The sequence below is a fragment of the Psychrobacter fulvigenes genome (assembly GCF_904846155.1).
In the GTDB taxonomy this organism is placed as follows: Bacteria; Pseudomonadota; Gammaproteobacteria; order Pseudomonadales; family Moraxellaceae; genus Psychrobacter; species Psychrobacter fulvigenes.
On the sequence record NZ_CAJGZP010000001.1, the window covers coordinates 2,691,459 to 2,706,514 of the forward strand.

A 15,056-nucleotide genomic window follows, 5' to 3' on the forward strand; every position below is an offset into this window, starting at 1 on the left:
TTTTTGCGCTGTCTGCTACCGCACACTTCTTAACATGATGTTGAGACATTATTTAATAACTCATAAACCTCATTAAGTACTACGATACTTCAAGTGCTGCAAGTGCCTCGCCAATCGTATGAAAAGATCCACAAACGACTATCAAGTCTTGAGGTGCGCTGTCATTAATCACAGCGTAAGTTGCCTGCTGTAGATTTTGATGGGTGTGTATAGAGATATCTGTCACCTGCTTAGCCAGTGCCGTTTGCAGCTGCTCAGCACTTGCTGCTCGTGGATGGTCAATCTCTGCAATATACCAGTCTGTAATCGGCAAACCAGCAGCCATCAAACGCTGTATAACCATCGCAATGTCTTTATCACCTAACATAGAGAACAGCATCTTGATAGTCGCTTGAGGTGCAGACGATTCAGGCAATTTAGACTGCTGACGCTTGCTATGCGCTTGCCATAATGGCAGTAATTGTGCCAATAAAAAATCCACCCCTTGCTCATTATGTGCTACATCAAATAGCCAATGGCGCTTGGCAACCTCACGATAATCAAAGCGACCTGCTAGCTTTACAGTACCTAGTGCTTGCTCAATAGCGGCAGTATCAATCTTCAGTGGGCTTGCCAGCACTGCAGACAGGGCGTTAGCGGTATTCATAAGTGACAGCGCGGGGCGCGGCAAGCTCAAGGTAATGGCGGCATTACTATACTGCCATGTCTGCGTGTCCTGTGCCCGATAACTAAAATCCTGTCCTACCTGATAGCAAGTCGCCTGATGATGCTTAATAAGCTGCTGTACGCTATCTGGCATATCAGCTGCCCCATAGACTAGGGTAATACCGTCACGTAAGATACCGGCCTTTTCTGCACCAATCTGTTCAACATTATCACCCAACCAATCTACGTGATCGATGCCAATATTAGTGATGACAGCCATATCTGGATCTATGATATTCACTACATCGAGGCGACCACCTAGCCCCACCTCTAACACCCAAACATCACACTCTGCTTCCGCAAATATCAATAACGCAGCAAGTGTAGTCATCTCAAAAAACGATAACGTTAATTCACACTCTAGTCGCGCCGCTTCCACCTTATTAAAAGCATCTATCAGCGTCTGATCACTGACCATCTCACCATTAATACGCACGCGCTCATTAAACACACTGAGATGCGGTGACTGATATAACGCCGTCTTGTAGCCAGCTGCTTGGCACAACTCATTGATAACAGCAGTCGTTGAGCCTTTGCCATTGGTCCCTGCTACGGTAAACACATAGGTATCTTCCTGAGCAGACTGCACCACACCCAAATATTCAGCGACTGGCAGTACTCGTGACAGCCCCATATCTATCGCTGAGACATGAATCTGCTGCATATAATCCAGCCATTCAGTTAGGGTGGCTTCACTATGAGGACTATTATTAGCAATATTATTATTAACCAGATCAGAAGGTGCCGATGCAGACATAGAAAAACCTATTAAAAAACTCAAATTAAAAGAAGGATAGTGTTAACGACTCGGCTTTCAACAAATAGAGAGGTAAATAAAAGCAGTGTATAACACCCTTACTAAAAACCAAAATTAAATTGTTAAAGTCCAAACTAAAAATAGCATTTACCGCCATTGACGATAAATGCTATTAGAGTGAACCATTAGGACAGAAAGGACTATTGACTAGGCATCAACGTTTGGCTGACCGCACAGCTTGGCCAGTAGTCGATAGGTCGTATCTACCAGCTGATGGCGATGGACGACTTCATCCACTACCCCATGCTCTAATAAAAACTCGGCACGTTGGAATGGCTCTTGTAGCGTTTCCCGTACTGTCTGCTCAATAACGCGCTTACCAGCGAAGCCAATCATCGCTTTTGGCTCTGCCAAATGAATATCACCAAGCATAGCAAGTGATGCTGTCACGCCGCCATAGACAGGGTTGGTCAGCACCACAATATAAGGTACACCAGCAATTCTCAAACGCTCGACTGCTGCTGCGGTACGTGCCATCTGCATCAACGACAGCAAGCCTTCTTGCATACGAGCACCACCAGATGCCGCAAAACATACCAAGGGTATTTTTCTCTCTAGCGCTGTTTCAGCTGCTTGCACGAAGCGATCGCCAACCACTGAACCCATTGAACCACCCATAAAGCGGAAGTCAAAAGCACAGGCGACCACATCAAGGTTGCGCAGCTTGCCATACATGACGAGCAAGGCTTCTGTTTCATTGGTTTTGGTTTGTGCTTCAAGCATCCGATCTGGATAAGGCTTGCTATCGACAAACTTGAGCGGATCCTTGGCACTAAATTCCTGCCCAAGCTCACCATCTACTTGATCCAAAAACCATTGTAAACGCTCACGCGCAGACATTGGCATATGATGATCACAATGTGGGCAAATATAACAGTTAAAGATCAGCGCCGTATTGGTAATCATCGAGTGACAGCTCGTACACTCGGTTGATGGCTCAGTCTCTACCGCCGTTAGCGGCGCCGTCAATTGCTGCTTGATGCCTGGTACTGGGCGCTCAAACCATGAATGACGCGTCGGATCAGCGGCACTTTCTTTGAGAACACATGAGGCACCAGCGTTTGGAGTATCGGGTTTTTTTATCGTATCAGTCATATTTATTCGCCATTGTCGAAGGCTTATCGGCAAGTTTGCTCATACACTTGTCCCTAAGAGTCTAATTATTATTTAAACTGTGAGTCAAATACAGTCATAACATGAGCGGTTATGAAGCACGTATACCCATCCAAAATATGCTCTATATTTGCTGAAGAGGCTATAGCGTGTAATTGTAACAATTTATACGTGATATTAGTTTACACACGTAAACTAAATTTAGCAAAGTCATTTGGCTTTGTCACTGACAATATTGTTATTAGAGCATGCTTCTTTTATAACTTAAGCGCACAAGCTATCGAGTGCATCTCGTAACTCATCCATCTTAGCCATTATCTTTTTCTGAGCGGTCGCGACCGCAGCGACATCTTTGGCATCTATATCGGCAAAATTTTGTACCAACGCACTACCCACAATAATACCGTCCGCATGCTGACCAATCGCTTTGGCTGATGCTGCATCACGAATACCAAAGCCCACACATACTGGCAAGTCTGTCTCTGCTTTGATGGCTTGCACATGGGTCGCGACATCATCAGTATTGAGCGTTGCCGAGCCTGTCACCCCTTTGAGTGACACGTAATAGATAAAGCCACCACAATGCGTCAATACTTGCTCACGGCGTTCAGGCAAAGTGGTCGGTGACAATAAGAAAATCTCGTTCATCGCATGCTCAGTTAAATGCTGAGTAAAGCTACCTGCCTCTGCTGGCGGCAAATCAACCATCAATATGCCATCAACGCCTGACTGCTCACATAAAGCGACAAAGTTATCATAACCGATGATTTCAACAGGATTGAGGTAACCCATTAGAATAATTGGCGTTTGCGTATCTTGCTTGCGGAACTCTGCAACCATATTTAGCGCATCACGCGTACTGGTACCTGCGGCTAATGCACGCTCGCCAGCCAATGCAACGGTTGGACCATCTGCCATGGGATCAGAGAATGGCAAACCCACTTCAATCATATCTGCGCCGTGTTTGACTAAGTCATGTAGCAGGCCGACAAAGTTATCAGGGGTTGGATCGCCTGCCATCACATAAGGAATCAGGGCTTTTTTATTTTGGGCTTTCAAGGTTTCAAATGTGCTTTCAATTCGGGTCATAGTGGCCTCTAATATTAATGTAAACTGGTTTGATTAGTCTTCTGCTGAATGCATAATCAAAGACTAATCAATTTGTATTATAAATACAGGTTAATAGCATGTAAAAATAGGGGCTATTACAACTCAATCCCTTCCGCCTTCATCACTGAATGCAGATCCTTATCACCGCGACCTGACATATTGACGATAATGCTTTGCTCAGGGGTCATGGTCTTCGCAAGCTTAAGCGCGTAGGCAACCGCGTGAGCAGACTCTAATGCAGGGATAATACCTTCTTTGCGCGTGGCTTCATGGAAGGCTTCCAACGACTCTTTATCGGTACAACCAACATACTCAACACGCTTCATATCTTTTAAGAAACTGTGCTCAGGACCGGCACCAGGATAATCAAGTCCCGCTGAGATAGAGTGCGTCTCTTGAATTTGGCCTTCATCGTCCGCCATCAGGTAGGTACGATTACCGTGTAGGACGCCGATACGACCAGCGGCCAATGGCGCCGAATGACGACCTGACTCAATACCGTCACCTGTCGCTTCCACACCATACATTTTGACTTCTGTATCATTGAGGAAATCAAAAAACAGACCAATAGCGTTCGAGCCACCGCCAACACAAGCAACCAGAGCATCAGGCAGCTTGCCCGTTTTTTCTAAATGTTGGATACGTGCTTCCTTGCCAATGATCGCTTGGAAGTCACGTACCAGTAACGGATAAGGATGCGGGCCTGCAACCGTACCGATGATGTAATAAGTGCTGTCCACATTGGTCACCCAATCACGCATGGCTTCATTCATTGCATCTTTTAGCGTGCGTGAGCCTGAGGTGACAGCAACTACCGTTGCACCAAGTAGGCGCATACGGTAAACGTTCATCTTTTGGCGCTCGACATCATCCGCACCCATATAAATAATGCATTCTAGACCTAGGCGTGCGGCAATCGTTGCCGTCGCCACGCCATGTTGCCCTGCGCCGGTCTCAGCGATGATGCGTTTTTTACCACACATCTTGGCAAGCAGTGCCTGTCCGATGGTGTTGTTAACTTTGTGCGCGCCAGTGTGGTTTAAGTCTTCACGTTTAAAGTAAATCTGCGCGCCGCCTATCTCATCACTCAAACGCTTGGCATGGTATAGCGGGGTTGGACGACCAACATAATTGACCAAATCATTGTGATACTCTTCCCAAAATGCAGGATCGGCTTTTACTTTGGTATATAGCGTCTCCAGCTCTTCTAAGGCGGCCATCAGCGTTTCAGAGACAAAACGGCCGCCATGGACACCAAAATGTCCGCGCGCATCGGGATATTGGTTAAAGTCTTGCACGTCTGTTGGGTTGGTAAAGGTGTTGATAGATTGTACAGTCGCAGAGGGTGCTTTGCTTGTGACATTACTCATGATAATTCCTACGATAATTAATATCTTTTAATATAAGTATGGGTGGTATAAGTATTTTGCTAATGAAAATAAGGCTCAATCAGGAAGTCGGAATAACGATCAAATAAGAAAAGATGGCATAAATATCACAGTGATCTTAGATAGCGTCAGTGACCGTCTCGTTTTGCCATCGGTCACGCTTTACGGCTTTCATAAAGGCACGCATCTTATCAGCGTCTTTTTTACCTTTATCAATTTCAATGCCACCGCTGACATCGACGCCATAAATAGGTAAATCAAGCGTGGCAGCGACATTGTCGGCATCCAGTCCGCCCGCTAAGATAATCGGCAAAGAGCTGTGATGAGGAATAAGGCTCCAGTCAAAGCGCACGCCCGTACCGCCATATTTATGCTGATGATAGGCATCGAGCAAAATACTACTCGCCCCTGCTGCGGCAAAGCTATCTATACATGCATGCACGCTCTCTACTGTATCTTGCTCAGCATTGATACGTAACGCTTTCATCCAGCGTTTATTGACCACGCTTGCCAGCTGCTGGCACTGCTCAGGCGTTTCATCACCGTGGAATTGAATGATATCAAAAGCGACGTTATTTGCCAGTTCGATCAGCTCATCTTCAGGCATATTGACCACTAACGCCACGACACTGACAAAAGCAGGCAAGGCCGCACTTAATGTCTGTGCCTGTACTAGCGTCACAGCACGTGGACTTGGCGGATAAAACACCAAACCAACCGCATCGACACCCAGCTGGGCAGCTGTATTGACATCACTAAGCCGGGTAAAGCCGCAAAACTTAACGTGCATTAGGTGACCTTAAAAGGTTAAATATTTAGTATTGTACTGAGAGTTTGATGACAATAGACAAGTTCGCGCTCAACTCTAATCGTTAGATATGATGCTGATTTGTTAATCCATTGGCAAATCGATTGCATCCAAAAACTTATCCTAGCATACTTTTATTCATAGTTTTGTTTATGATTACGATTGATAAAAATAGGGATTCCTGAATGTCTAAACAGACAGCTACAACTGACAGTAATAATAGCCAAGATAATAACAGCAATAACCAAGACAACGATAGTAGCACAAGCCAGCCGCATTACTTAATGTGGTTCCGTCGTGATTTGCGCCTACATGATAATACGGCATTGGCGGCACTTTGTGAACGGGCGAACGCAGATAATGCGCAAGTCAGCGCTATATACTTCCTCACGCCAGAGCAGTGGCAAGCGCATGATACTTCACTGCTACAGGTCGATCACATCGTTCGTACTTTGCCGATACTGGCGAAGGATTTGCAAGCGCAGTTGAATATTACCTTGAGTGTACAGGTCTGCCCCAGTTTTGCTGATTGTGTCGATGCGCTCAGCGCATTATGTGAGGAGAATAATGTCAGCCTTGTCATAGCCAATCATGAGTACGAGGGCAATGAGATTGACCGTGATGAACAACTCAGCAAACAACTGGCAAAAGCCGATATCGAGTTTGTCCGCTGGCATGACCAGTGCATTTTGCCACCGCAAAGCATCACCACCAATGATGGCGACAGCATGTATCAAGTATTTACCCCGTTTTATAAAAAATGGCAGCATACCTTAGATGTCAGCGCTTTGCAAATGCATGACGCAGCAGCGGTAAGCAATAACAAAGCCCAGCTAAAAGCCTCAAAAGCCAGTGCTGCTACTATCAACGATATAGAAAACCTGGTTCAAGACACGGTCAGCGACTATCAAAAGACCTTACAAGACACTGGATTGTTAGCACATATCGATATGGGTGCACAGCTTGATTACGCTCGGACAGCGTATCCTGCGGGTGAAGATGCCGCTTGCCAGCGTTTAGAGGATTTTATCGCTGACGATATTGATCACTACGATGTCAGTCGCGATGTGCCCAGTCTACAAGCAACCAGTCAGCTCTCAGCCTATCTTACCATTGGCTCAATCAGCCCCAGACTTTGCTACCTACAAGCAGCGAAAGCGCAAGAAAAGCTACATGGTAATGATGGCGACAATGATGATATCAATCGCTGGATAAGCGAGCTGGCGTGGCGTGATTTTTATCGTCATGTCTTAGTAGATAAGCCAGCACTTATTCGCCACAAGGCTTATAAGGAAGAAACAGACACCAAGATTAATTGGTCCTATGACAAGGATGATTTTGAGAAATGGTGTACTGGCATGACGGGCGTGCCGTTAGTCGATGCGGCGATGCGCTGTCTCAATGCGACAGGCTTTATGCATAATCGCCTACGCATGGTTACGGCGATGTTTTTGACCAAGGATTTACTGATTGATTGGCGCTTAGGCGAGCGTTATTTTATGCTGCAGCTGATAGACGGTGATTTTGCGTCTAACAACGGTGGCTGGCAATGGAGCGCATCCACAGGCACGGACGCTGCCCCTTACTTCCGTATTATGAATCCCTTTAGCCAAGGCAAAACTCATGACCCAGAGGCCGTATTCATCAAGACTTGGCTGCCTGAGCTAAAGGACATTCCTGCTAGCATCCTGCACAGCGAGGACAAAATGCGTAAAGCACTAGCAAAGGGTGGCAAACTTGCCAAAACTGACTACCCTGTACCGATGGTCGAGCACAAAGCAGCGCGGCAACTGGCCATTGCAGAATTTAAAAAATAATAATTCAAATCTATTGATCTAGGTGCTGCGTATCATCAGTATTACCTATCAGCTATCAGCACCTAGACCTTTTATCATCAACTCTCATCATACAATCATGCTATTATTTTTCGTTATTCTGTTGATCTAGCGCCACCAACCGATTAATCGCTTTATTCATACCGTGCATGATCTGCCCTAATAGTACTTGTTGCTTGGTCACGACGATGACAATCATCGGCTGGTTTTTATTAGGGACAGCACTGATCATAATCTTACCGTCTTGCGCATCCAAGATCACAGAACGACAACCAGTGAGCTGTGCCTCATTGGTTAATGCCTGAACCAGCGCCAAAATCGAGCTGCCGACGGCAGATAACTTACCTGCATCATATTCTTTTTGAAAAATAGAGCTGACCTCAAAACCATCTGTTGAAGCAAGTAACACCCCATCAATACCACTGGTGCTATGCACCAAATCATGGAGCACCTCTTTTGATGTCACTACAAAGAGCTCTGAAGGCTTAAGACGACTTGAATTCGTCTGAAACAGTTTGTCATTCATTATATGTTTCCATTGTCACTGAGTTTTAATGTATTATATATTAAGTGCAATTTTTAGTTTAAATAAAAACCAGAAATTAGCACATTACAACTTTACTTATTAACCTTGCTCAAGCGCGGTAATAATGGTTTCAACCAATAAAAGCACATCATCCTTTTTACGCATATCAACAGGAAAAATGGGGATAATCCGGTTGTTTTCACGTAACCACTCACGATAAATATCAAACTCACGCTCAGGTTTTTTGTCAATTTGACTGACCCCAACGATAATCCGACCTTGATATATCTTGTCAAACTTATCCAGATAGGTTGCCATATCTTGAACAGGGTCAGCGGCTGAATGATCAATCAAAATAATCACCCCAAGCGCGCCCTGCGCTAGAATCGGCCAAATAAAATCAAAACGCTCCTGCCCAGGTGTACCATATAACCCAATACCTGTCGCATCATCAAAGGTAAGCTCACCATAATCCATCCCAACAGTGGTCAAGGCCTTAGTGTGTGCATCCAAATCTGTATTTTGCACTTCTGTAGAGACCACTGGTATATCAGAAAGGCTTGCGATTGCTTGAGTTTTTCCCGCACCCATTGGGCCACTAAAAACAATTTTTAGACGTTGCATAATAATTGACTACCTAGCGCTTAACAGCGCATTTAAAAAATTTAATGATATAGAGGTTAAAGTCCATTTACAAAAACAACCACTTTTGACTCGTACTTTACGATTTCAAAGTCTCTACCCTACAGACCTAGAAAACTAAAGACCTAGCTTTTGGCGTAGTCGCGCTAAAAACCCACGCTTTTCTTGCTGGGCAGCAGTCGTTTCGACAGTAGCTTTATTTGTCTCAATATCGGGAGTGATAGTAGGGCTTGAAGTGGTAGGCGCTACCGCCTCTCCTCGAGCGCGTCTCTCTAGCAAGGCTTCAAGCGCTGTCTGCTTAGTATTACTCGCAGTAGGCTCGATAGGCTTATCTGATATGATTGCTACACTCTCTACTGTGTCATTTATAGTGTGCACAGTATCTATAGGCTTATTTTGCTGCGTCATACGCGACGAGCGACCAACCAATGTATCCAGATACTCATAGCTTTCAGCTTTTAAACTTCCTGAAAACAATAGACCAGCTATTATCTTTTTGACGTTTTTCACCGAAATAGCTACTAACCTTGTCAAGTCATTGACATCACAAGCTGTATTTTCTAATGCATTCATCACTTGCAACAGCTCACGTCGATCTTCATTTGCCACTTTGCGTTTGCCATTGGCGCTATATTTAGTTGCACTTATAGGTTTTATCCAATAGCTCAACCGATAAGGTGTGTCATCATTAATTAAGGGCAATAACACATCTATCTGCCTCCAGGCACAGCGCCAGAGCCACTGCATTAGATCTTGCGCTGCTGTTTCTGCTGGGTACTCACCTTCATAGCTTTGTAATCGCCAATCATAACTGGTAGGCAATACCTGATCTTCCTCAGACTGCTTTAACCAAACACGCGCGCGACTAGGCTCAGCAATGGCAATAGCTTGATTATTAACGATGATCTGATAAATACCTAGCGGACGCTTATGCACTGCCTTAATAAAGGCAATGATGCTCTCATAGTTATCGGGAGAGAAGCTAGAGCCCTTAGTATATGTCACATCGGGATAAGCGCTATTAATGCCATTATTCACATTTGACTGCAGTATCTCATTACTAGATGCTTGATCACGAGAAATACTGTCACTGGATGATGACGGGGTTTGGTTGTTAAGAGCAGTGCTGGCTAGCGTTTCATTACTTTGAAGACTGGTCGCACTTTCTTCTGTCACCTTAGCAAGTAAAGGCACGGTACTAGTTAACCATTTTTCGAGTCCATTAAGGCACTTTAAGGGTAAGACAAGCCTATCGTCGACTAACTGGCCCTCTCCTGTATCGGTACGGCTAGTGTAAAGTACAGGCTTATGCTGCTGACCTTGTAGGATTTTTGCATTAGCAGCATGACGAAAATCATTGCTGATCAAAAACAGGTCAACTTGTGGGTGTTTCGCTGATACCCATTCAAGCTCAACATCTAAGCGTAATAAAACTCGCAGATAGCCCTTGAGCATAATTTGGTCAGCAGGCCTTACCCCTACTATCGCTGTACGTAGGACTTTTTTTAGATTCTCTTGAGTACCTTGTTCGAGACTACTCATATAAACTCTCCAAACCGCACTATTTGCTAGCAACTTTATTTTGAGTCCGCAATTTTAAAATTTTCAAAGCCACTATCGCTCTGCTTTTTCGCCTTGCAACAACTCCTGAGTAATCCCACTAAACCAAGCACTCTTTAAGACTAAGGTCTGTTGAAATAAAATAATATCTCATGACCTTCATAATACTTATCTTATATAGTGCTGATCTTATAGACAGAGCCAACTCTCTATCTTTACTGCTCGCTAAATAGCTTTAGATAGCCAAGATACTGGCGCTCAGGGATTGTAGAGTAGATTAGCGCTGAAAACTATGCCTATTCGCTCTTTCTTTCAATGCATAATGCAAAATCCGTACCACCTCCCTCTAAATTATAGAGATTTCTACAAAAAAGCGCTTTTAGCCTGTAGACTAAAAGCGCTCAAAGTAAGTTACTTGAAAAAGTTACTTGCTATAATAGTTGTTATATATTCAGCCGTGCTGCGTAGCGAAGATCAGACTAACCTATTGGCTTTTGTCATTTTGGCTACGCCGTTTTGGATGGTATCTGACACGCTCCAGCCCCTTGGGTCGTGACCGTCACGACTGCACCCGTCAAAGAAAACAGCTGCTGCAGCTGAGTTTGCGCATTCTTTAGCGCAATATTCATCACATCACCACGGCAAGCGCGCTCGATGACTTCTGCTTTGGCCATACTCTGCGCTTGTGCCAGTATTTTTGGATCCACTTGCATCAAGCCAAAAGCACCCGTTTGCCAATCATAAATCTCAATATCATCGAGATAGACTGAAAATATCTCTGATGGCGGCAAGGTAATATTAATTTGCGGCATAACGGAAACAGGTACATTGGCATTGACCTCCTGCCCATCCGCTACATTAGAATTAAGCTGATCAGCAGCTTGCACCACTTGTACCATATCGGGTGACAACTCGCTTAGGTCAATACCAGCCTCCACGCGACCACGGGCAATAAACAGCCCTTTTTGCTCATCTTGCCACAGTTTCATCCAGCTCCCCTCACGTTGACTGGTAATCACCGTATCGACGTTAAAAGCAACCGTTTGCAAGCGGTTTAGTTGCTGTATTTGAGTGACAACTCCTTCGCGAGTGATGGTCTCAATGGGCTCATCAATAATACGGGTCTGAATGGTATAAACAGCAAAGGCCAATGCGGTAAAACTTAAGATTAGAAGTATCCATGTCGCCATCCCGATGGACTGCTTCTGTTTTGGCTTAGGACGCTTACTAAGGGTTTCATCTGGATTAATAGGAGGCTGGTTATCAGGAGTTGTCATATTCGCTACCTTTATTTGTTATCAACTACATTCATAAAGCCATTACGAATGAGAAAGACACTGGTTTATAATGCTATAGATGACGCTTTTTATGCCTAACTTCAAGTATTAACTACCAACCCACTACACAACTTTTTATCCCTTGTTTTTGAGAATGGCCATCCTTTCAAAATCACTCTGATTTTTATTATCTATCTACGTTAAAGCTGTCAGATGGTTGCTTTTTTCATACTATTTTGTAGTTTCTGCGTCGTTCTGCTGCAAAAGACAAAAAACCATTGCGTCTTAGGCAAACTTTACCTAACATAGTCAGATTGCGTCGATAAAATGTCACCCTGTATTGGCTATCTCATATTAGCTTACGATTATTAGCCTACTATGAGCTGGTTTCTAAACAGAAAACAGACTCTAAATAGCCAGTCTAGTCATTACATCGAGCAAATCACTAGTGTCATCAGGTTATATATAAAGGCCGTCTTGTAGCAATTACTATATGCTCAGTGCCTTATTTATTATTTATTTTATCGTTGATAAGGTTCCGCTTTATTTATGAAAGCCAGTCAATTCTTGTTCGCTACGCTAAAAGAAACTCCAAGTGATGCCGATATCGCCTCAAGCCAACTGATGGTACGTGCTGGCCTTATTCGCAAAATCGCTTCTGGATTATATGTTTGGTTGCCCATGGGGCTACGCATCTTGCAAAAAGTCGAGCGTATCGTTCGCGAAGAGATGCAAAATATCGGTGCTCAAGAAGTGCTGATGCCCATGACCCAGCCCGCTGAGCTGTGGCAAACCACCGGCCGTTTTGATGACTATGGTCCTGAGCTATTACGTTTCAAAGACCGTCATGATCGTGACTTTGTCTTGGGCCCGACTCATGAAGAGGTCATTACCAATTTGGCGCAAGGTGAACTGCGTAGTTATAAGCAGCTACCCATCACTTTCTTCCAAATCCAAGGTAAGTTCCGTGATGAGATTCGCCCGCGTTTTGGGGTGATGCGTGCACGCGAATTCACCATGAAAGACGCCTACTCCTTCCACGTAGATCAAGCGTCATTGGCTAAGACCTATGACGATATGTACGATGCTTATACACGCATTTTTACTCGCTTAGGTTTGGACTTCCGTGCCGTGCAAGCAGATACTGGATCCATCGGTGGCTTTGCCTCCCATGAGTTTCATGTATTGACCAGTAGTGGTGAAGACGATATTGCCTTCTCAGACTCTTCTGATTATGCCGCCAACGTAGAGCTGGCAGAATCGGTTAGCACCGCTGAGCGTCAGCCCCCTAAAATGGCGCGTGAAGACGTGCTGACAGAAGAGATGACCACCTGTAAGATGGTAGCTGAGCATCTAGATGTGCCACTAGCAACCACCGTCAAAACCCTGATTGTACATGGTCATAAAGAAGATGATACCCCGCAGCTCATCGCTATTGTGTTACGTGGTGACCATCAACTCAATCATGTCAAAGCAGAAAAAATAGAAGAAGCCAACGTGCCACTGACTATGGCCTCTGATGAAGAGCTAAAAGCCGCGGGTCTACATAAAGGCTATATTGGTGTTGACTTAGATATGCCAGTTTTTGTCGATCGCTCCGCAGCAGCTTTATCAGATTTCGTCACCGGTGCCAATAAGGTCAATAAGCACACGATCGGTATGAACTGGGCACGTGATGCAAGCATTACTCGCATTGTTGATGTACGTAACGTGATCGAGGGCGACCCTTCTCCAGATGGTAAAGGCACTCTAAAAATAAAACGCGGCATCGAAGTCGGTCATATCTTCCAGTTGGGTGATAAGTACTCACAAGCGATGGGCTGTAGTGTCTCAGGTGAAGATGGCAAGCCAGTCACCTTGATGATGGGCTGCTACGGTATTGGCGTTAGCCGTATTATCGCGGCCGCCATCGAGCAAAACAACGATGAAAACGGCATTATGTGGCCAAAAACACCGAGCGTTGATGATTCGATTGCACCTTTTGAAGTGGCCATCATACCGATGAAATCGAAAGAAGATACTGTCATGCAGACAGCTACCGCGTTGTATGAAGAGTTAAAGTCTCAAGGCATCAATGTGCTACTTGACGACCGTAACGAACGTCCAGGCGTTAAGTTTGCTGATCTTGAGCTGATTGGTATTCCGCATCGCATTGTGGTTTCTGATCGCAACCTGGCTGAAGACAAGTACGAATACGTCAATCGCCGTGAAGCAGAAAAGCAGATGCTAAGCCGTGAAGAGGTCGTTGCAAAAGTCAGTAGAAAATAGTCTTCTTGGTAAAGATTGTGTCATAAAAAGCGCCCATCTCATTGAATGAGGTGGGCGCTTTTTGCTGTATAAGCTAAACGATAGCGAACTGAGTTAAATCAGTCCTATGGCTTACTGCCGAATCAGTCGACTCGGCTGCGGCAACAAGCTTAAGTCACTAACGCGACAAGGGTTGATATCGATACCACCACGGCGCGTATACCAGGCACGCACCATAAGCGCACTTGGCTGATAATACTGGGATAGATCAGCAAATATCTGCTCTACACATTGCTCATGAAAGCCATTATGCTGACGAAAGCTTAATATATAACGCAGCATACTGGCATTATCAATGACTTGCGAGCTGCTGATAGAGACGCCTAGAGTGCCCCAATCAGGTTGATTGGTCACCGGACAGTTACTGCGCAGTAAGTTACAATAAAAGCTATATGGCTGACCTGAATTACTATCAGCGCTATGGGTTGCTGCTATTGTAGAGCCTTTGAGCAGCGACGCATCAGGATGCGCACTTAACAATACTTTATCGCTACTATCCGCGAGTGCGTTGTCAATACAAACCCCGTCTGGCTGGGTAATCAGTAGTCTTGAATTCTTATCTTCTAACGCAAATAATTCAACTTGTACTTGTGCTTGCAAGCACTTAGATAGGTCTTTAGCAATCAGCGTTTCTACTTCTTGCCAGCTTGCAAACTCTGTAAAGTTAAGGCTATTTAAATACAGTTTTAGCGACTTCGACTCAATGATAGACGGTGAGCTGGCTGGAATACTTAAGCGTGCCATCGCTACTTGCGATATGCCTTGAGAGTTGAGCCATGACACCTCAAAAGCCTGCCACCAGTCTATGCCAACGGCCAACTTGTCATCCTGCCAGCCAATCGCCGCGCGTCCCATACTGCGGGCAATAGGATATAGTGTTTCTGGACTATACTCTGTGGGATAGTCATTGGTTTGCTGACCTAAGATACCGTGAATACTCATTGGCCCTTCCTAATACTAAACAATTG

Annotated in this window: 12 protein-coding genes; 2 read left to right on the forward strand and 10 right to left on the reverse strand. The window is 44.8% G+C overall.

Features of this window, described 5'->3' with window-relative positions; all coding sequences use genetic code 11:
* Positions 1-79 precede the first annotated feature (79 nt).
* The 5 genes from folC to JMX03_RS11430 form a co-directional block, all read right to left on the reverse strand.
* On the reverse strand, positions 80-1,462 hold the full coding sequence (gene folC / locus JMX03_RS11410; RefSeq protein WP_201596822.1) for a bifunctional tetrahydrofolate synthase/dihydrofolate synthase: 1,383 nt from the start codon (positions 1,460-1,462) through the stop codon (positions 80-82).
* Positions 1,463-1,669: 207 nt separating this feature from the next.
* Complete coding sequence (gene accD, locus JMX03_RS11415; protein ID WP_201596824.1) at positions 1,670-2,617, reverse strand: acetyl-CoA carboxylase, carboxyltransferase subunit beta; 948 nt, start codon at positions 2,615-2,617, stop codon at positions 1,670-1,672.
* A gap of 282 nt (positions 2,618-2,899) precedes the next feature.
* The gene (gene trpA / locus JMX03_RS11420) at positions 2,900-3,724 is read right to left on the reverse strand and encodes a tryptophan synthase subunit alpha (protein WP_201596826.1); all 825 of its coding nucleotides are present in this window, start codon (positions 3,722-3,724) and stop codon (positions 2,900-2,902) included.
* A 116-nt stretch (positions 3,725-3,840) separates the two neighbouring features.
* Positions 3,841-5,115 (reverse strand): tryptophan synthase subunit beta, encoded by a 1,275-nt coding sequence (gene trpB / locus JMX03_RS11425; protein ID WP_227695650.1) that lies wholly within the window; start codon positions 5,113-5,115, stop codon positions 3,841-3,843.
* 136 nt (positions 5,116-5,251) lie between these two features.
* Complete coding sequence (locus JMX03_RS11430) at positions 5,252-5,923, reverse strand: phosphoribosylanthranilate isomerase (RefSeq protein ID WP_201596828.1); 672 nt, start codon at positions 5,921-5,923, stop codon at positions 5,252-5,254.
* Positions 5,924-6,126: 203 nt separating this feature from the next.
* Between JMX03_RS11430 and JMX03_RS11435 the strand changes: the two genes are divergently transcribed.
* Positions 6,127-7,758 carry a cryptochrome/photolyase family protein gene (locus JMX03_RS11435; protein WP_201596830.1) on the forward strand — a complete coding sequence of 544 codons (1,632 nt, stop codon included), beginning with the start codon at positions 6,127-6,129 and terminating at the stop codon, positions 7,756-7,758.
* Positions 7,759-7,861: 103 nt separating this feature from the next.
* Here the strand turns inward: JMX03_RS11435 and JMX03_RS11440 are convergent, their stop codons facing one another.
* The 4 genes from JMX03_RS11440 to JMX03_RS11455 form a co-directional block, all read right to left on the reverse strand.
* On the reverse strand, positions 7,862-8,302 hold the full coding sequence (locus tag JMX03_RS11440; RefSeq protein WP_201596832.1) for a roadblock/LC7 domain-containing protein: 441 nt from the start codon (positions 8,300-8,302) through the stop codon (positions 7,862-7,864).
* Positions 8,303-8,401: 99 nt separating this feature from the next.
* Positions 8,402-8,932 carry a GTP-binding protein gene (locus JMX03_RS11445; protein ID WP_201598083.1) on the reverse strand — a complete coding sequence of 177 codons (531 nt, stop codon included), beginning with the start codon at positions 8,930-8,932 and terminating at the stop codon, positions 8,402-8,404.
* A gap of 129 nt (positions 8,933-9,061) precedes the next feature.
* Entirely contained in the window at positions 9,062-10,486 is a 1,425-nt protein-coding gene (locus JMX03_RS11450) for a hypothetical protein (protein ID WP_201596834.1), read from the reverse strand.
* 524 nt (positions 10,487-11,010) lie between these two features.
* Entirely contained in the window at positions 11,011-11,781 is a 771-nt protein-coding gene (locus tag JMX03_RS11455; RefSeq protein WP_201596836.1) for a DUF4230 domain-containing protein, read from the reverse strand.
* A gap of 549 nt (positions 11,782-12,330) precedes the next feature.
* Between JMX03_RS11455 and JMX03_RS11460 the strand changes: the two genes are divergently transcribed.
* Entirely contained in the window at positions 12,331-14,049 is a 1,719-nt protein-coding gene (locus tag JMX03_RS11460; protein WP_201596838.1) for a proline--tRNA ligase, read from the forward strand.
* A 111-nt stretch (positions 14,050-14,160) separates the two neighbouring features.
* Here the strand turns inward: JMX03_RS11460 and queF are convergent, their stop codons facing one another.
* Complete coding sequence (gene queF / locus JMX03_RS11465) at positions 14,161-15,030, reverse strand: NADPH-dependent 7-cyano-7-deazaguanine reductase QueF (RefSeq protein WP_201596840.1); 870 nt, start codon at positions 15,028-15,030, stop codon at positions 14,161-14,163.
* Between the last annotated feature and the right edge of the window lie 26 nt (positions 15,031-15,056).